Annotated in this window: 15 protein-coding genes; 9 read left to right on the top strand and 6 right to left on the bottom strand. The window is 73.8% G+C overall.

Annotated elements, in window-relative coordinates; all coding sequences use genetic code 11:
• The first annotated feature begins 5 nt into the window (after positions 1–5).
• Genes BJ982_RS25605 through BJ982_RS25590 form a run of 4 tightly spaced genes read left to right on the top strand, consistent with a single transcriptional unit; the run spans position 6 to position 4,076 of the window.
• Positions 6–965: a carbohydrate ABC transporter permease gene (locus BJ982_RS25605; RefSeq protein WP_184884120.1), complete on the top strand. Its 960-nt coding sequence runs from the start codon at positions 6–8 to the stop codon at positions 963–965.
• On the top strand, positions 962–1,840 hold the full coding sequence (locus tag BJ982_RS25600; RefSeq protein ID WP_184884118.1) for a carbohydrate ABC transporter permease: 879 nt from the start codon (positions 962–964) through the stop codon (positions 1,838–1,840). Before BJ982_RS25605 ends, BJ982_RS25600 begins: the two co-directional genes overlap by 4 nt.
• Positions 1,840–3,102: a 6-phospho-beta-glucosidase gene (locus BJ982_RS25595; RefSeq protein WP_184884116.1), complete on the top strand. Its 1,263-nt coding sequence runs from the start codon at positions 1,840–1,842 to the stop codon at positions 3,100–3,102. Before BJ982_RS25600 ends, BJ982_RS25595 begins: the two co-directional genes overlap by 1 nt.
• Entirely contained in the window at positions 3,099–4,076 is a 978-nt protein-coding gene (locus tag BJ982_RS25590) for an N-acetylglucosamine kinase (protein ID WP_184884114.1), read from the top strand. Before BJ982_RS25595 ends, BJ982_RS25590 begins: the two co-directional genes overlap by 4 nt.
• A 29-nt stretch (positions 4,077–4,105) precedes the next feature.
• Here the strand turns inward: BJ982_RS25590 and BJ982_RS25585 are convergent, their stop codons facing one another.
• Positions 4,106–4,561, bottom strand: a complete 456-nt coding sequence (locus tag BJ982_RS25585; RefSeq protein ID WP_184617523.1) for an Lrp/AsnC family transcriptional regulator — start codon at positions 4,559–4,561, stop codon at positions 4,106–4,108.
• Between the two features lie 193 nt (positions 4,562–4,754).
• On the opposite strand from BJ982_RS25585, the gene BJ982_RS25580 reads away from it, so the two are divergent.
• On the top strand, positions 4,755–5,462 hold the full coding sequence (locus BJ982_RS25580; protein WP_184884112.1) for a nitroreductase family protein: 708 nt from the start codon (positions 4,755–4,757) through the stop codon (positions 5,460–5,462).
• Positions 5,463–5,508: 46 nt separating this feature from the next.
• Here the strand turns inward: BJ982_RS25580 and BJ982_RS25575 are convergent, their stop codons facing one another.
• On the bottom strand, positions 5,509–6,024 hold the full coding sequence (locus BJ982_RS25575) for a winged helix-turn-helix transcriptional regulator (RefSeq protein ID WP_184884110.1): 516 nt from the start codon (positions 6,022–6,024) through the stop codon (positions 5,509–5,511).
• Positions 6,025–6,107: 83 nt separating this feature from the next.
• Here BJ982_RS25575 and BJ982_RS25570 point away from each other — a divergent pair, with 83 nt between their 5' ends.
• The gene (locus BJ982_RS25570) at positions 6,108–7,280 is read left to right on the top strand and encodes a thiolase family protein (RefSeq protein WP_184884108.1); all 1,173 of its coding nucleotides are present in this window, start codon (positions 6,108–6,110) and stop codon (positions 7,278–7,280) included.
• Between the two features lie 153 nt (positions 7,281–7,433).
• Here BJ982_RS25570 and BJ982_RS25565 read toward each other — a convergent pair whose 3' ends face one another.
• Positions 7,434–7,823: a DUF427 domain-containing protein gene (locus tag BJ982_RS25565; protein ID WP_184884106.1), complete on the bottom strand. Its 390-nt coding sequence runs from the start codon at positions 7,821–7,823 to the stop codon at positions 7,434–7,436.
• 152 nt (positions 7,824–7,975) lie between these two features.
• Between BJ982_RS25565 and BJ982_RS25560 the strand changes: the two genes are divergently transcribed.
• Complete coding sequence (locus BJ982_RS25560) at positions 7,976–8,506, top strand: hypothetical protein (protein WP_184884104.1); 531 nt, start codon at positions 7,976–7,978, stop codon at positions 8,504–8,506.
• A 19-nt stretch (positions 8,507–8,525) separates the two neighbouring features.
• Here the strand turns inward: BJ982_RS25560 and BJ982_RS25555 are convergent, their stop codons facing one another.
• Positions 8,526–9,683 (bottom strand): acyl-CoA dehydrogenase family protein, encoded by a 1,158-nt coding sequence (locus BJ982_RS25555; protein WP_184884102.1) that lies wholly within the window; start codon positions 9,681–9,683, stop codon positions 8,526–8,528.
• A gap of 97 nt (positions 9,684–9,780) precedes the next feature.
• Positions 9,781–10,866 (bottom strand): M24 family metallopeptidase, encoded by a 1,086-nt coding sequence (locus BJ982_RS25550; RefSeq protein WP_239122605.1) that lies wholly within the window; start codon positions 10,864–10,866, stop codon positions 9,781–9,783.
• Positions 10,867–10,989: 123 nt separating this feature from the next.
• Here BJ982_RS25550 and BJ982_RS25545 point away from each other — a divergent pair, with 123 nt between their 5' ends.
• Together BJ982_RS25545 and BJ982_RS25540 are read left to right on the top strand one after the other, a co-directional pair.
• The gene (locus tag BJ982_RS25545; protein ID WP_184884099.1) at positions 10,990–11,895 is read left to right on the top strand and encodes a 5'-3' exonuclease; all 906 of its coding nucleotides are present in this window, start codon (positions 10,990–10,992) and stop codon (positions 11,893–11,895) included.
• A 34-nt stretch (positions 11,896–11,929) separates the two neighbouring features.
• Positions 11,930–13,399: an RNB domain-containing ribonuclease gene (locus tag BJ982_RS25540; RefSeq protein WP_239122604.1), complete on the top strand. Its 1,470-nt coding sequence runs from the start codon at positions 11,930–11,932 to the stop codon at positions 13,397–13,399.
• A 32-nt stretch (positions 13,400–13,431) separates the two neighbouring features.
• On the opposite strand, the gene BJ982_RS25535 is transcribed toward BJ982_RS25540, so the two are convergent.
• On the bottom strand, positions 13,432–16,179 hold the full coding sequence (locus BJ982_RS25535; protein ID WP_184884096.1) for a DEAD/DEAH box helicase: 2,748 nt from the start codon (positions 16,177–16,179) through the stop codon (positions 13,432–13,434).
• Between the last annotated feature and the right edge of the window lie 19 nt (positions 16,180–16,198).

The following is a 16,198-nucleotide window of genomic DNA, read 5'->3' as shown; positions in this document are numbered from 1 at the left end:
TCCGCGTGGCCACGACGACGCTCGGGCGTCGCGGGAGGGCGGTGCCGGTCGGCGGCCGGCACCGCCCCGCCCTCAGGGCGCTGCTCTACCTGTCCCCGTGGCTGGCCGGGTTCTCCGTCTTCTTCGCCTATCCGCTGATCGCCACCGTCTACTTCTCCTTCCAGCGCTACGACCTGTTCACGCTGGAGCCGGTCGGCCTGCTCAACTACCGGTACTTCCTCCAGGACGAGGCCGCCTGGACCGCCATCCGCAACACGCTGTGGCTGGTCGTGGTGATGGTGCCGGCGCGGCTGCTGTTCGGGCTCGGCGTCGCCCAGCTCGTCACCAAGCTCAAGGCCGGCGCCGGGTTCTACCGGACGGTGTTCTACCTGCCGTCCCTGGTGCCGCTGGTCGCCGGGACGCTCGGCTTCGTCTACCTGCTCAACCCCGGCACCGGCCCGGTCCCGACGATCCTTTCGGCGGTCGGCCTGCCCTCGCCGGACTGGTTCGGCGACCCCGGCTGGGCCAAACCCGGGCTCACCCTGCTCGGGCTGTGGTCCGTCGGCGACCTGATGGTGATCTTCCTGGCCGCGCTGCTGGACGTGCCGAAGCAGCTCTACGAGGCCGCCGCCCTGGACGGCGCCGGCCCCTGGCAGCAGTTCTTCCACGTCACCCTGCCGGTGATCCGCCCGGTGCTGATGTTCGCCGCCGTCACCGGCGTCATCCAGACCCTGCAGTACTTCACGCAGGCCATGGTGGCCGCGCGCGTGGCCTCCGGCTCCACCGACTCCGCCGGCTCGGTGTTCACCCCCGGCTACCCCGCCCAGTCCACGCTGACGTTCCCCGAATGGCTGTTCCACCAGGGATTCCGGGACTTCGCCATGGGTTACGCCTGCGTTCTCGCGCTCATCCTGTTCGCGGTGTCGATGGTGTTCACCCTGTTCCTGCTGCGGCAGTTCCGCGGCCTGGCCGAGGAGGACGCATGACCCTCACCCTGGCGCCCGCCTCCCGCCGCGCGGCCGGCCGGGCGCGCGGGCACCGCAGGCGCGCCGCGCTGACCTGGATCGCCACCCACGCGCTCGCGCTGGCCCTGGCCATCATGTTCCTCGCGCCACTGGCGTTCATCGCGCTGACCGCCGTCATGACCGACCACCAGGCGCTCACCTCGCGGCTGTGGCCCGAGCACTGGGAGTGGGGCAACTTCGCCGAGATCTTTCAGAAGGCCCCGCTGCTCACCTGGATACTCAACACGCTCATGTACGCGGTGCTGGCCACCGTGTTCATGCTCGTCTCCTCGATCCCGGTGGCGTACGCGCTGGCGCGGTTCCGCTTCCCCGGGCGCAAGGTGGCGACCCTGCTGGTCATCACCACGATGATGCTGCCGCCGCAGGTCGTCGCCGTGCCCGTCTACATCCTGTGGGCGCGGTTCCACCTGACCGGCACGCTGTGGCCGCTGATCCTGCCCATGCTGCTCGGGGACGCCTTCTCCATCTTCCTGCTGCGGCAGTTCCTGGTGACGATCCCCAAGGAGTACTCCGACGCGGCCCGCGTGGACGGGTACGGGGAGTTCGGCACGCTGGTCCGGGTCATCCTGCCCATGGCGCGGCCCGCGATCGCGGCCGTCGCCCTGTTCCAGTTCTTCTACTGCTGGAACGACTACTACGGCCCGCTGCTGTACGCGGGGACCGACACCTCCCACTGGACGCTGTCGATCGGCCTGGCATCCTTCAGAGCCGTGCACCGCGTCCAGTGGAACCTGACCATGGCGGCCACCCTTCTCGCCATGGCCCCGGTGATCATAGTGTTCTTCTTCGCCCAGAAGGCGTTCATCGAAGGCGTCAAGCTGACGGGAGTCAAGTAATGAAACTGGCCGTTGTCGGGGGCGGCTCCACCTACACACCAGAACTCATCGACGGGTTCGCCCGGTTGCGTGAGGAGCTGCCGCTGTCGGAGATCGTGCTCGTCGATCCCGACGAGCGGCGGCTCGCCCCGGTGTCGGGGATGGCGTCGCGGATGCTCGCGCGGGCCGGACACCCGGCCACCGTGAGCACGGCCACCACCGTGGAGGAGGGCGTGGCGGGAGCCCAGGCCGTCCTCATCCAGTTGCGGATCGGCGGGCAGGCCGCGCGCAACGTGGACGAGACGCTGCCGCTGGAGTGCGGCTGCGTCGGGCAGGAGACCACCGGGGCGGGGGGCCTGGCCAAGGCCCTGCGCACCGTCCCAGTGGTGCTGGACATCGCCGAGCGGGTGGCCAAGGCCGCCCCCGAGGCGTGGATCGTCGACTTCACCAACCCGGTCGGCATCGTCACCCGGGCGCTGCTCCAGGCCGGGCACCGGGCGATCGGCCTGTGCAACGTGGCCATCGGCTTCCAGCGGCGCTTCGCCGCCGCCCTCGGCGTCACCCCCGAGCGGGTCTCGCTCGGCCACGTCGGCCTCAACCACCTCAGCTGGGAACGTTCCGTGCGCGTGGACGGGGCCGACGTGCTGCCGCGGCTGCTCGCCGACCACGGCGAGGAGATCGCTACCTCGGTCGGCCTGCCCGTGGAGCTGATCCGCAGGCTCGGCGTCGTGCCGTCGTACTACCTGCGGTACTTCTACGAGCACGACGCGGTGGTGGCCGAGCAGCGCACCAAACCGTCGCGGGCCGCCGAGGTCGCCGCGATGGAGGAGCGGCTGCTCGCCCTGTACGCCGACCCGGCCGTGGACACCAAGCCCGAGCTGCTGGAGAAGCGCGGCGGCGCCTTCTACTCGGAGTCGGCGGTCGCGCTGATCTCCTCGCTGGTCAACGACCGGGGCGACACGCAGGTCGTCAACCTGCGCAACGACGGCACGCTGCCGTTCCTGGCCGACGACGCGGTGATCGAGGTGCCCGCGCGCATCGGCGCGGGCGGGGCCACGGCCCTGCCGGTCGACCCGGTGGAGCCGCTGTACGCCGGGCTGATCGCCCACGTCACCGCCTACGAGGCGCTGGCCCTGGAGGCCGCGCTGCACGGCGGCGCCGACCGGGTCGCCGACGCGCTGCTGGCCCACCCGCTGATCGGCCAGGCGTCGGTGTCGCGGGACCTGGCCGAACAGCTGGTCGCGGCCAACCGCGCCTTCCTGCCCTGGGCGGTGCGCGCGTGAGGACCGTTCTCGCGGTCGACGGCGGCAACAGCAAGACCGACGTCGCGCTGGTGGCGGAGGACGGCACGGTCCTGGCCCGCGGCAGGGGCGCCGGGTTCACCCCGCAGAGCTCGGGCGTGCCCGCGGCCATCGACGTGCTCGGCGACACCGCGCGGCGCATTCTGGGCGAGGATGCCGCGACGCCGTACGCCGACCTGGTGTCGGCGTACGTGGCCGGGGCCGACCTGCCCGTCGAGGAGGAGTCGCTGCGCGAGGAGATCTCCTCGCGCGGGTACGGCGCCGACGTCGTGGTGGGCAACGACACCTTCGCGCTGCTGCGCGCCGGGGCCACGCGGCCGTGGGGCGTGGCGGTGGTGTGCGGCGCGGGGATCAACGCGGTCGGGGTGTCGCCCGGCGGCGAGATCGCCCGCTTCCCCGCGCTCGGCCGGCTCAGCGGCGACTGGGGCGGCGGGTACGGCCTCGGCGAGGAGGCGCTGTGGCACGCGGTGCGCGCCGAGGACGGCCGCGGGCCCGCCACGCTGCTGCTGGAGACGGTCCGCGGGCACTTCGGGGTGCGGCGGGCCGAGGAGGTCGTGCTGGCCATCCACTTCGGCGAGCTCGCTCACGAGGTGCTGCACGGCCTGGTGCCGCCGCTGCTGGAGGCCGCCACGGGGGACGCCGTCGCCCGTGCGGTGGTGGAGCGGCAGGCCGACGAGGTCGCGGTCCTGGGCGTGGTCGCGATGCGCAGGCTCGGCCTGCTGGAGCGGCCCTGCGAGGTCGTGCTCGGCGGCGGCGTGCTCACCGCCCGCCACCCGCTGTTGCACGGGATGATCGAGGAGCGGTACGCCGCGCAGGCCCCGGCGGCGAGGCTGCTGGTGACCGACCTGCCGCCGATCGTGGGCGCCGCGCTGCTCGGCCTGGAACGCCTCGGCGCAGAGCCGGGCGCGGCGGCACGGCTGCGGGAGGGCTTCGCCGAGCCCGCGCCGGTCTCGTAGCGGGCCGCTGACGCCCCGGGGGGCGCCTTCTAGGAGGCGTCCCCCGTGAGGTCCGGGGTGCGGTACTCGTACGGGGTGCTGAGCACGATCGTGGTGCGGGTGGCCACGTTGGCCGCGGCGCGGATCTGCTGGAGCAGCAGTTCGAGCGCGTTCGGCGAGGGCACCCGCACCTTCAGGATGTAGCTCTCGTCCCCCGCGACGCTGTGGCAGGCCTCGATCGCGGTGAGGTGCTCCAGCCGCTCGGGGGCGTCGTCGGGGGCCGAGGGGTCGATCGGCTTGATCGAGACGAACGCCGTGAGCGGGAGACCGACCGCGTCGTGATCGATCAGCGCCGCGTAGCTCCTGATCACGCCGCGCTTCTCGAGCCTGCGCACCCGCTGGTGAACGGCCGAGACCGACAGGCCGGTCTCTCTGGCGAGATCGGTGAAGCTCATGCGGCCGTCCCGGGCCAGCAGCGTCACGATCCGGCGATCGATGTCCTCCACTCCGTAAACGGTAGCGCCCTTTCCGGCGGTTTCGTCACGCCCCCGCGGTCACGGCATGGTCGCGGCCGGCGCCGCCCGTCCGGCCGCCGCGCCCGCCGTCCGCATGGGGGGCCGCACCGCGCGTCCAAGGCCCGATTTTCCGCTGTATGGGCATATCTGGCGATCTGCCGACCGGCGTCCTTACGATCACCGTATGACTACGACGGCCTGGGAACCCATCCATGGCAAGCCCTACCGCTCCGTCGGCTACCGGCCACCCCGGCTGCCCGAGCAGGAGACGCTGACCACCGCCGCCACGCTGCGCCGCCGCATGGAGGAGCGGCGCACCGTCCGCCAGTTCTCCCCCGACCCCGTGCCCGCGCAGGCGGTGCGCGACGCCATCGCCGTCGCCGCCACCGCGCCGTCCGGCGCCCACCAGCAGCCCTGGACGTTCGTGCACGTCACCGACCCGGATGCGCGCCGGCGCATCCGGGAGGCCGCCGAGGAGGAGGAGCGCGAGGCCTACGCGGGGCGGCTCGGCGACGAGTGGCTGGAGGCCCTGCGCCCGCTCGGCACCGACGAGGTCAAGACCCACCTCACCGAGGCCCCCCACCTGATCGTGGTGTTCCAGCAGCGCTACTACCTGGCCCCCGACGGCTCGACCCGCAAGCACTACTACGTCAACGAGTCGGTCGGCATCGCGGTGGGCATGCTGCTGACCGCGCTGCACCTGTCGGGCCTGGCGGCCCTGATCCACACCCCGAGCCCGATGCGCTTCCTCGGAGAGCTCCTGGAGCGCCCGGTCAACGAGAAGGCCTTCGCCGTCATCCCGGTCGGCTACCCCGCCCCCGACTGCGAGGTGCCCGACCTGACCCGCAAGTCCCTGGACCAGGTGATGATCGAGATCGGCGACGCCGACTGACGACCGAGGCCCGTCGCCGGCGCGGCGGCGGGCCTTCCGGGCCGGGTCAGCCCGCCGGCGGCTCCTCCACCGGGCCGGTGACGGTCCAGCCGGGGATCGTGACATGCACGCGCGAGGAACCGGCCGCGGCGGCGCCGCACACGCGGCAGAGCACGACGGGGTCCAGGTCGGCGCCGCAGGAGTGCTCCACGACCACCGGGGGGCGGTCGGTCAGGTGCCGGTCGCCCCACTGGCGCAGCAGCAGCAGGACCGGTTCCAGCTCGCGGCCCGCCGCGGTGAGGCGGTACTCGTGGCGCGCGGGGCGCTCGCTGTAGAGGACCTTCTTCAGCACGCCGCCCTCGGTGAGGCGGCGCAGGCGGGCGGCCAGGACGTCGCGCGGGGCGCCGACGTTGCGCGCGATGGCGTCGAAGCGGCGCACGCCGAGGAACACCTCGCGCAGCACGAGCAGGGAGTACTTCTCGCCGACCACGCTCAGGGCGTCGGCGATCGAGCAGGGGCGCGAGTCGGCCCGGACGGCGGGCCGCGGGCCGTCCGGCGGCCGGGACGGCGCGGGTGTGGGCACGGTCACACCTCCCCTAGTGGGTTGGAATATCCAACTTACCAGGGTTACAGTGGGTCCAGTTTTCCAACCTAGTGGAGGCCGCGATGCGTGACGCCGTGATCGTGCAGGCCGTGCGCACCCCCATCGGCAAGGGCAAGCCCGGCGGCGCGCTCGCCGGGATCCACCCCGTCGACCTGCTCGCCCACACCCTCAAGGCCCTGATCGACCGCGCGGGCGTCGACCCCGCCCTGATCGACGACGTGATCGGCGGCTGCGTCGACCAGGTCGCCGAGCAGGCCATGAACACCACCCGGTACGCCTGGCTCTCCGCCGGGTTCCCCGACACGGTGCCCGCCGTCACCGTGGACCGCCAGTGCGGGTCCTCCCAGCAGGCCGTCCACTTCGCCGCCCAGGGCGTGATCTCCGGCGCCTACGACCTGGTCGTGGCGTGCGGGGTGGAGTCGATGAGCCGGGTGCCCATGTGGTCCAACGTCCCGCCGGGCTCCGACCCGTTCGGCCCCGGCGTGGCCGCGCGCTTCCCCGACGGCCTGGTCCCGCAGGGAGTCAGCGCCGAGCTGATCGCCGCCAAGTGGTCGCTGAGCCGCGAGCGCATGGACGCCTTCGCGCTCGAATCGCACACCCGGGCCGCCGCCGCGCACGCGGCCGGGCTCTTCGACGAGGAGATCGCGCCGATCGGCGGCGTGCGCGGCGACGAGTCGGTGCGGCCCGGCACCGGCATGGCGGCCCTGGCCGCGCTGCGGCCCGCCTTCGCCGAGCCCGGATACGCCGAGCGGTTCCCGCAGATCGAGTGGTCGGTGACCGCGGGCAACAGCAGCCCGATCAACGACGGCGCCGCCGCCCTGCTGATCACGACCACCGACACCGCCGCCCGCCTCGGGCTGCGCCCGCTGGCGCGCCTGCACTCCTTCGCCGTCACCGGCTCCGACCCGCTGCTGATGCTGACCGGCGTGATCCCGGCCACCGAGAAGGTCCTGCGCCGGGCCGGGCTGCGGCTCGGCGACATCGACCTGTTCGAGGTCAACGAGGCCTTCGCCTCGGTCGTGCTGGCCTGGGAGCAGGAGACCGGCGCCGACCCGGCGAAGGTCAACGCCGACGGCGGCGCGATCGCCCTCGGCCACCCGCTCGGCGCCAGCGGCGCGCGCATCATGACCACGCTGGTCCACGCCATGCGCCGCCGCGGCGCCCGCTACGGCCTGCAGACGATGTGCGAGGCCGGCGGCCTGGCCAACGCGACCATCCTGGAGGCCGTCCACTGACCACCGCGGGTCCCGGCATCCCAGAGACCGTGCGCCACGGACCCGTAGGCCCAGGAAGAGAGCGCGCACCCCCCGGAACCGCTCATCTCGGGACCGCGCCTTCGTCCCCCGCGACTGGAGCCCGCGCGCCTTGGGGCCGGGGTTCGCCGGGAACTATGCCGGAGGGGCGTCCCGTTCCTCGATCGCGTCCACGCGGTCGGGGTAGAAGGCGAGGTGCCCCTCGATCTCGCCGACCGCCTCGTACGGCGTCTGGTAGCTCCAGACGGCGTTGGCCCCGCGCTCGCCGCCCTCGGGAAGGCTGAAGTAGGAGGCGTCGCCCTTGTAGGGGCAGTACGTGTGGTGGTCGGTGGGTTCGAGCCGCCCCATGTCGACGTCCTTGCGCGGGATGTACTGCACGGGCGGGTAGCTCGCCTCGCGCAGCGTCAGCGCGTCCTTGGTGTCGGCGAGCACGCGCCCGCCGAGCGTCACCACGACGCGGGCGGGGTTCCGCTCGACCGTGATCGGGTGGTCGGGCCCGGGAATCCTGACCGGCCTGTCACCCATCGCCGTACCTCCGTCGCCTGGGCATCTCACGCTACGCCCCCACCCTACCCACCGGTCTCCCCCGCGCCCCGGCGCCCGTCCGGTGTCCGTCCCCGGACGGGTCGCGCGAAACACCGGTGAGCCGTCCGGGCCCGGAGTACGTTAAAAGGGTCATGAGAATCTGGCGTATCGCGTTGATCTCGGCGCTCGTCCCGGTGGCGGTCACGGGCGCGACCCCGTCCCTGGCGGAGACCCCGCCCGGCGGGACGCCCACGGCCGCCTCCGCGACCGCGGCGCTCCCCGCGTCCCCTGTGTCCACTCGGTCCACGGCGTCCGCGTCCACGACGACGTCCGCCGCGACCGCCGCGTCCCTGGTCAAGCCGCGGGTGAAGACCCTGGTGAAGCTGCGGCGGCAGGGCGGCTTCATCGGCGTGGACGACCTGGTGGTCGTCTACACCGACGGCTGCACCCGGCTCACCCACCGGTCCGCCCCGGCCGTCAAGCGCTGCCTGACCGGGACGGACCTGCGCAAGCTCCGCGCCGACCTGAAGCGGCTCAAGCTGGGACGCTCCCAGACCCAGCCGCCGGGGGCCGACCTGTACAAGTACACGCTCACCTACCACGGCAAGAGCGTGGTCCGCTACACCCTCCCCGTCACGTGGCGCCCGGTGATCAAGCGCCTGGAGAAGCTGCTCAACGGCTAGCCAGCCGCGCCCGACCGCGTCACACCGGTTCGCCCTTGCCGAGGGCGCGGCTGATCACCAGGCGCTGGATCTGGTTGGTGCCCTCGACGATCTGCAGGACCTTCGCCTCGCGCATGTACCGCTCGACCGGGAAGTCCTCGACGTAGCCGTACCCGCCGAAGATCTGCACCGCGTCGGTGGTGACCTTCATGGCGGCGTCGGTGGCGAAGAGCTTGGCCATCGCGGCCCGCGGGCCGTACGGGCGCCCGGCGTCGCGCAGCCGCGCGGCGTCGAGGTACAGGGAGCGGGCGGCGGCGACCTGGGTGGCCATGTCGGCGAGCATGAAGCCGACGCCCTGGAAGTCGGCGATGCGCGAGCCGAACTGGCGGCGCTCGCGGGCGTAGGAGGAGGCGGCGTCCAGGGCGGCCTGGGCGACGCCGACCGCGCAGGCGGCGATGCCGAGCCGGCCGCCGTCCAGGGCGGCCATGGCGATGCGGAAGCCCTCCCCCTCGGCGCCGATCAGCGCGTCCTCGCCCAGCCGCACCCCGTCCAGGCGGACCTGCGCGGTCGGCGAGGAGCGCATGCCCATCTTGCGCTCCGGGCGGCCGAACGACAGCCCCGGCGCGGTGGCGGGCACGTGGAAGCAGGAGATGCCGCGCGCCCCGCCGTCGGAGGTGCGGGCCATCAGGGTGTAGAAGTCGGCCGCGCCGCCGTGGGTGGTCCACGCCTTGACGCCGTTCAGCTCGTAGCCGCCCTCGGGCGCGCGGCCGGCCCGGGTGGCGAGCGCGGCGGCGTCCGAGCCCGACTGCGGCTCCGACAGGCAGTACGCGCCGAGCAGCTCGCCGCCGAGCATGCCGGGCAGCAGGGCGGCCCTGACCTCCTCGCGGGCGTAGGAGGCCACGGGGAAGCACGACAGGGTGTGCACCGACAGGCCGAGGCCGACGGCGAGGAAGGCCGCGGCCAGTTCCTCGACGACCTGGAGGTAGACCTCCTGGGGCTGGGCGGCGCCGCCGTACTCCTCGGGGTAGGGCAGGCCGAGCAGGCCGCTGCGGCCGAGCGTGGCGAACACCTCGCGGGGGAAGCGGCCCTCGGCCTCGTCACCGGCCGCCCGCGGGGCGACCTCCTTGGCGATGAGGTCTCGCACCAGGTCGAGCAGATCGTGGGCCTCGGGGGTGGGCAGGGCGCGGTCGACCGCCATCTAGTCACTCCGGATCGCAGAGGTCTGGCCTGGGGGGTGGTGGCCGGGGACGCGCCGCGCGAAGGGATCGCCCCGCGTGGCGCGCACGGCCATGGGATCAGACTACGACGAGCTCGCGCGGCCGGTCGTTGAGACGCTCGCCGCCGGTTTCGGTGCACACGACGATGTCCTCGATGCGGGCGCCGTGCCGGGAGGGCAGGTAGATGCCGGGCTCGACCGAGAAGGCGAACCCGGGGGCCAGCGGCGCGGTGTTGCCGCTGACGATGTAGGGGTCCTCGTGGGTCTCCAGGCCGATGCCGTGGCCGGTGCGGTGGATGAAGTGCTCGCCGTGGCCGGCCTCGGCGATGATCTCGCGCGCGGCGGCGTCGACGGACTCGCACGGCACGCCGGGGCGCACGGCGGCGCACGCGGCGTCCTGGGCGCGGCGCAGCACCTCGTAGTACTCGGCGAACCCGGCGGGCGGCTCGCCCACGCAGTAGACGCGGGTGGAGTCCGAGCAGTACCCGCTCGGCATCTGCCCGCCGATGTCCACCACCACGGGGTCGCCGGGCTGAATCACCCGGTCGGACAGCTCGTGGTGCGGGCTGGCGCCGTTGGGGCCGGAGCCGACGATGACGAAGTCGACGGTGGAGTGGCCGGCGGCGAGGATCGCCTCGGCGATGTCCCTGCCGACCTCGCGCTCGGTGCGCCCGGCCCGCAGGAACCCGGGCACCTGCGCGTGGACGGCGTCGATGGCGGCGCCCGCCTCGCGCAGGGCCGCGACCTCGGCGGGGCTCTTGCGCACGCGCAGCCGCCCGAGCACCGACCCGGCGAGCACCTGCTCGGCGCCCGGCAGGGCCGCGCGGAACCGCAGGGACTGCATGGCCCACATGCGGTCGGCGAGGGCGACGACGGACGGGGAGCCGAGGCGGCGGGCGACCAGCGCGTACGGGTCGTCGGTCTCGTCCCAGGCGACGAACTCAAGCCCAAGGCGCGCGGCCGGGGAGTGCTCGGCGGCGGGCAGCTCCAGCCGCGGCACCACGAGGAACGCCTCGCCGTCCGCGGGCACCACCAGGCAGGTGAGCCGCTCCAGCGGCAGCGCGTCGTATCCGGTGACGTAGCGCAGGTCAGGTCCGGGGGTGAGCAGCAGGGCGCCGACCCCGGCCGTCCCGGCGGCCTCGCGCACGGCCGCGAGACGGGACACCGGGAAAAGGTCATCTGAGGACGTCGTTGTCACGGCACCCAATCTATGCCACACCGATCTCTCTGTCCGCACCCGCCGGGGACGGCGGCCCGGGCCGGGCGGTGCTGCTGGGAGGATGGGCCCATGCCTGGGCTGATGCTTCTCGACACCCCGTCGTTGTACTTCCGCGCGTTCTACGGAGTCCCGGAGTCGATGACCGCGCCGGACGGCATGCCGGTCAACGCCGTGCGCGGGCTGATCGACATGATCGCCACCCTGGTGCGCGGCCATTCCCCCGGCGAGCTGGTGGCGTGCATGGACGCCGACTGGCGACCGGCGTTCCGGGTCGCCGCCATCCCGTCCTACAAGGCGCACCGGGTCGCCGAGGGCGACGAGGAGCAGGTGCCGGACACGCTGGCCCCGCAGGTCCCGGTCATCGAGGCGGTGCTGGACGCGGTCGGCGTCGCCCGCGTCGGCGTGCCCGGCTACGAGGCCGACGACGTCATCGGCACCTACGCCGCCGGCGCCGCCGGCGCGGTCGACATCGTCACCGGCGACCGCGATCTGTTCCAGCTCGTGGACGACGCGCGCCCCTGCCGGGTGCTCTACACGGTCAAGGGCATCCGCAACCTGCAGACCGTCGACGAGGCCGAGGTCACCGCCAAGTACGGCATCCCCGGCCGCGCCTACGCCGACTTCGCCACCCTGCGCGGGGACCCCAGCGACGGCCTGCCGGGCGTGCCGGGCGTGGGCGACAAGACGGCGTCCGCGCTGATCACCCGGTTCGGGTCCCTGGAGGACCTGCTGGCCGCGCTGGACGAGGGCGTCACCGACGGCTTCCCCGCCGGCAGCCGCGCCAAGCTCATCAAGGCGCGCGACTACCTGGACGTGGCGCCGGCCGTGGTCAAGGTGGCCCACGACGCGCCGCTGCCCCCGGTGGACATGACCCTGCCGGAGAAGCCGCGCGACCCGGAGGCGCTGGTGGCCCTCGCCGACCGCTACGACCTGAACGGGCCGCTGAACCGCCTGCTGGCCGCGCTCGCCCGCTGACGACCCGCGCGCCCGCTCCCCCTAGGATCCGGATGTGCCTCCCAAAGCGATTCACGTGTCCGGCGCGCCGAAGCTCGCCGAGGGCTTCGACCGCATCCGCGCCGAGATGGAGCTGCCGGACGCGTTCCCCGGGCCGGTGGTGGAGGAGGCCCGCCGTGTCGCCGGCGCGGCCCCGTACACCGCGCACACCGACCCTGGCGCGCGGCGCGGCCTGGCCGAGGCGCCCGAGCCCGCCGACCGCACCGACCTGCCGCTGCTGACCATCGACCCGCCGGGCTCCATGGACCTGGACCAGGCGCTGTGCCTGGAGCAGCGCGGAGAGGGCTACCGGGTGTGGTACGCCATCGCCGACGTCGCCGCGTTCGTGCCGCCGGGCGGCGTGATCGACGCCGAGGCCCGGCGGCGCGTCGAGACCGTCTACCTGCCGGACGGGCGCGTCCCCCTGCACCCGGCCGTGCTGTCGGAGGGGGCCGCCAGCCTGCTGCCGGGCGTGACGCGGCCCGCGGCCCTGTGGTGCCTGGACCTCGACTCCGGCGGCGCCGTGGTGGGCGCGGACGTGAGCAGGGCGCTGGTGCGCAGCCGGGAGCGGCTGGACTACGACTACGCGCAGGCCGCCGTGGACACCGGCACCGCCGACGGCACGCTGCGGCTGCTGCCCGTGGTCGGCTCGCTGCGCCTGGAGCTGGAACGGGCCCGCGGCGGGGTCACGCTGCCCACCCCCGAGCAGGAGGTCGTCCCGCACGGGGACGGCTACCGCCTGGAGTTCCGCTGCCCGCTGCCCGCCGAGGCGTGGAACGCGCAGATCTCCCTGATGACGGGCATGGCGGCGGCGTCCATGATGCTGGACGCCGAGATCGGCGTGCTGCGCACGCTGCCGGCCGCCCCGCCCGACACGGTCGCCCGGGTGCGCAGGATCGCCGAGGCGCTCGGCGTGCCCTGGCCGGCCTCGGCCTCCTTCGGCGAGGTCGTCCACGGGCTGGACCCCTCGGTGCCCCGCAACGCCGCGTTCCTGCACGAGTCCACCGTGCTGCTGCGCGGCGCCGCCTACACCGCCTTCAACGGCGAGCCGCCGAAGGACGCCGCGCACGCCGCGGTGGCCGCGCCGTACGCGCACGTCACCGCGCCGCTGCGCCGCCTGGCCGACCGGTACGCCACCGAGGTGTGCCTGGCGGTCGCGGCGGGCGTGCCGGTGCCCGAGCCGGTTCAGGAGGCGCTGGCCGAGCTGCCCGCGCTCATGGCGGGCGGCGGGCGGCGCGCCGCCGCCGCGGACCGGGCGTGCGTGGACCTGGTGGAGGCGTTCGTGCTGCGCGACCGGGTCGGGCAGACCTTCGGCGCGGTCGTGGTGGACGTCGAGGAGGACAGGCCGGGGGGCCTGGTGCAGGTGGCCGACCCGGCGGTGGTCGCCCGGTGCGACGGCGACGGGCTGCGTCTCGGCGCGCGGGTGGAGGCGCGGCTCACCCGGGCCGACGTGGCGACCCGGGAGGTCCGCTTCACCGTGGCGTGACCGGCGGCGCCGCGAACCGCCGGCCCCGGGGGTCAGGCCACCGAGGAGTAGGCGACGACGCCGCGGCGCAGCGCGTCGATGGCCTTGGAGGCGTTCTGCCGCACCTTGCCGCTCTTGGGGGCGGCCTTGCTGATCTGGTCGAGCAGGTCGATGAGCTGCTTGACCCAGCGCACGAAGTCTCCGGCGGCCAGCTCGCCGTCGGTGAGCACGGCGTCGAGGCTGTGGCCCTTGGCCCAGCGGAACGCCGCCCAGGCGAACCCCAGGTCGGGCTCGCGGACGAACGACAGGCCGTGGTCGCGCTCGATGTCCTCCAGCTCGGCGAAGATGCGGACCATCGCGGCCAGCGACTCCTTGGCGGCCCCGGCGGGGATCTTGGGCGGGCGCGCGTCGTCGGCCTGCCGCGACTCGAACACCAGCGAGGACACGCACGCGGCCAGCTCCGCGGGGGGCAGCTCCTCCCAGATGCCGGCGCGCAGGCACTCGGCGGTGAGCAGGTCCAGCTCGGTGTAGAGCTGGGCCAGGCGGCGGCCCTCGATGGTGACGGTCTCGCCGTCCAGGTAGCCGAGCTGGTCGAGCACCCCGCACACCCGGTCGAAGGTGCGCGCGATCACGTGGGAGCGGCTCTCCACGCGCCGCCGCAGCCCGTCGGTCTCGCGCAGCAGCTTGTGGTAGCGCTCGGCCCAGCGGGCGTGGTCCTCGCGCTCGGCGCAGCCGTGGCAGGGGTGGGCGCGCAGTTTGCGGCGCAGCTCGGCGATCTCCCACTCGGGGGTGCCGGGGGTGGCGCCGCGGGCGGCGGTGTCGGCCTCGTGGTCGCGGACCCGCACGGGGCGGCCGAGGTCGCGGTCGCCGATCTTGGCGTGCAGGGTGGCGACCAGGTTGGCGCGGTCCTTGGGCGCCCGCGGGTTGAACCCCTTGGGGATGCGCAGCCGTTCCACCGGCTCGACGGGCACGGGGAAGTCGGCCGCCGACAGCCGCTTGACCTGCTTGCCGATGGTCAGCACCAGCGGCGAGGGCCCCTCGGTGCGCATGGTCAGGCCCGGGTCCAGGATGACGGCCAGCCCGGCCCGCCGCCCGCCGGGGACGCGGATCACGTCGCCGGGCTTCAGCGCCTCCAGCGAGCGGACGGCCTGGGCGCGCCGCGCCGTGCCGCGCTGGCGCGACAGGTCGCTCTCGCGGTCCGACAGCTCCCTGCGCATGCCCGCGTACTCCTGGAAGTCGCCCAGGTGGCAGGTCATCGCCTCGGCGTAGCCCTCCAGGGCCTCTTCGGCGCGCCGGAGCTGCTTGGCGATGCCGACCACGGCGCGGTCGGCCTGGAACTGGGCGAAGGACGCCTCCAGCAGGGTGCGGGCCCGCTCCCTGCCGACCTGGCCGACCAGGTTGACCGCCATGTTGTAGGACGGGCGGAAGCTGGAGCGCAGCGGGTAGGTGCGGGTGCTGGCCAGGCCCGCCACGGCCACCGGGTCGATGCCCGGCTGCCAGGCCACCACGGCGTGGCCCTCGACGTCGATGCCGCGCCGCCCGGCACGCCCGGTGAGCTGGGTGTACTCGCCCGGGGTGAGGTCGGCGTGGGTCTCGCCGTTCCACTTGTCGAGCTTCTCGATCACCACCGAGCGCGCGGGCATGTTGATGCCGAGGGCGAGGGTCTCGGTGGCGAACACCGCCTTCACCAGGCCGCGGGTGAACAGCTCCTCGACGACCTCCTTGAAGGCGGGGAGCATGCCCGCGTGGTGGGCGGCCAGGCCGCGCTCCAGGCAGTCGCGCCACTCCAGGTACCCGAGCACGGCGAGGTCCTCGTCGGGCAGGTGGGCGGTGCGCTCGTCCACGATCTGGCGGATCTCGTGGCGCTCGCCGTCGGTGGTGAGGCGGATCCCGGCGTGCAGGCACTGCAGGACGGCGGCGTCGCACCCGGCGCGGGAGAAGATGAAGGTGATCGCGGGCAGCAGGCCCTCGGAGTCGAGCTTCTCGATCGCGTCGGACCGGCTGACCATGCCGGCGCCGCGGCGCGGCCGGGTGTACCCGCGCCGGCCGCGGGCCTGGGCCAGGCGCTGCTCGTCGCGCGAGATGCGCATCAGCGAGGGGTTGATGCGGGGCCGGTTGTCCTCGTCCACGAACAGGTCGTACAGGCGGTCGCCGACCAGCATGTGCTGCCAGAGCGGCACCGGACGGTGCTCGTCGACGATCACCGTGGTGTCGCCGCGCACCTCGCCCAGCCACTCGCCGAACTCCTCGGCGTTGCTGACCGTCGCCGACAGGGCCACGACCCGCACCGACTCGGGGAGGTGGATGATCACCTCTTCCCAGACGGCGCCGCGGAACCGGTCGGCGAGGTAGTGGACCTCGTCCATGACCACGTGGCTGAGCCCGGCGAGCGTGCTGGAGCCCGCGTAGAGCATGTTGCGCAGGACCTCGGTGGTCATGACCACGATGGGGGCGTCGCCGTTGACGCTGTTGTCGCCGGTGAGCAGGCCGACCTTGGCGGCGCCGTAGCGGCGCGCCAGGTCGTTGTACTTCTGGTTGGACAGCGCCTTGATCGGCGTGGTGTAGAAGCACTTGCTGCCCTGTTCGAGGGCGAGGTGGACGGCGAACTCCCCCACGACGGTCTTGCCGGACCCCGTCGGCGCCGCCACCAGCACGCCGTCCCCCGCCTCCAGCGCCCGGCAGGCGTCGATCTGGAACTCGTCGAGCAGGAAGTCGTAGAGGCCTTGGAAGGACGTGAAGGCGGGACCGCTGGTGGCGTGCTTGTCACGGAAGGCGGCGTAGCGTTCCGCTGGGGTCGTCATGGTCTTCAGCCTACCGACA

The sequence above is a fragment of the Sphaerisporangium siamense genome (assembly GCF_014205275.1).
GTDB lineage: Bacteria > Actinomycetota > Actinomycetes > Streptosporangiales > Streptosporangiaceae > Sphaerisporangium > Sphaerisporangium siamense.
This window is presented reverse-complemented; position numbering and strand designations above follow the sequence as displayed.

Excerpts from the sequence above, each read along its gene's own strand:
- BJ982_RS25560 (WP_184884104.1), top strand. The coding sequence starts at position 7,976 with ATGAGAATCTGGCGTATCGCGTTGATCTCGGCGCTCGTCCCGGTGGCG.
- BJ982_RS25595 (WP_184884116.1), top strand. The coding sequence starts at position 1,840 with ATGAAACTGGCCGTTGTCGGGGGCGGCTCCACCTACACACCAGAACTC.
- BJ982_RS25555 (WP_184884102.1), bottom strand. The coding sequence starts at position 9,683 with ATGGCGGTCGACCGCGCCCTGCCCACCCCCGAGGCCCACGATCTGCTC.
- BJ982_RS25570 (WP_184884108.1), top strand. The coding sequence starts at position 6,108 with ATGCGTGACGCCGTGATCGTGCAGGCCGTGCGCACCCCCATCGGCAAG.
- BJ982_RS25600 (WP_184884118.1), top strand. The coding sequence starts at position 962 with ATGACCCTCACCCTGGCGCCCGCCTCCCGCCGCGCGGCCGGCCGGGCG.
- BJ982_RS25580 (WP_184884112.1), top strand. The coding sequence starts at position 4,755 with ATGACTACGACGGCCTGGGAACCCATCCATGGCAAGCCCTACCGCTCC.
- BJ982_RS25535 (WP_184884096.1), bottom strand. The coding sequence starts at position 16,179 with ATGACGACCCCAGCGGAACGCTACGCCGCCTTCCGTGACAAGCACGCC.
- BJ982_RS25565 (WP_184884106.1), bottom strand. The coding sequence starts at position 7,823 with ATGGGTGACAGGCCGGTCAGGATTCCCGGGCCCGACCACCCGATCACG.
- BJ982_RS25545 (WP_184884099.1), top strand. The coding sequence starts at position 10,990 with ATGCCTGGGCTGATGCTTCTCGACACCCCGTCGTTGTACTTCCGCGCG.